The sequence below is a fragment of the Streptomyces flaveus genome (assembly GCF_014647675.1).
In the GTDB taxonomy this organism is placed as follows: Bacteria; Actinomycetota; Actinomycetes; order Streptomycetales; family Streptomycetaceae; genus Streptomyces; species Streptomyces flaveus.
This window is the reverse complement of sequence record NZ_BMPQ01000086.1, coordinates 1-893: the sequence shown is the minus strand read 5'-3', so window position 1 is coordinate 893 and position 893 is coordinate 1. Positions and strand designations below refer to the sequence as shown.

The 893-nt window shown below is 26.4% G+C and carries 1 protein-coding gene; it reads left to right on the top strand.

Annotation, left to right across the window (positions count from 1 at the left end; genetic code table 11):
- Positions 1-243: 243 nt before the first annotated feature.
- A partial coding sequence (locus tag IEZ21_RS49280; protein WP_189327915.1) for a hypothetical protein occupies positions 244-893 on the top strand: 650 nt, incomplete at its 3' end.

Here is an 893-nt window from a genome sequence, read left to right as displayed (position 1 = left end):
AATCGCAACGATAAGAAAAAATAGGCGACTATAGCCACACCTAAAAATCCCCTCACTACTTCCGATAGTGAGGGGATTGGTGTATTATGCTTAATAACTTTGTTAATTAGATTATAACACTGGTTAGTAGAGGAATGCAAAAAGCTTGTTAAAGCAAGGAAAAAATAACTATCTTTACAAAATTAAATCTGTAAATTAGATATACAATTTTGATATAAAATTAGGTGCAAAGGAGAGTTTTTAGTGAATAATATTAAAGGCAATAGATACATATATCATTATCATGTTTTTGAAAATGTAGTAGAGAACTCTGATAACTATGATTTAAGTAAAATAATGGAAGTATTACCGGTCGTAGCATTTGGTAAGTTTAAGAGAAAAAATGAAATGAATTTTGGGAAAATTACTGAAAACCATCAACTTTTTCAAAAACAAAAATTCTATAAAGAGATATTAAAATATATCGGAAGAAATTATTTAGAGTCTGAAGGGTATTACAGTAACTGTATATCTATGGATTCCTACTCTAGTTATCATACTTTTTTTTTAGCACCTATTGTATTTGAAATAGAAAATAAAAATATTTATACATACTTTACTTTGAAAATATTTGAACAAGGAATCTTTTATGTGGAAATATCCGATGAACTAGATAAGTTAGAAACAGCGGAGGATAATTTTAATATTTTGAAAATAGTAGGAACAGGAGATAAAGTTTTAATTCCAAAATTAACAGAAGGAGAAATTGACTATGAAGAAACGGAAATAAAAGAAGGTATAATAAATGACTTTATTAGCGACTATTGGAAAGAAATTGTCGAAAATATTGAAAAAATATTTAATCAAGTTACTAAACATTCATATTATACGCTTTTTATGATAGATAATAGTAT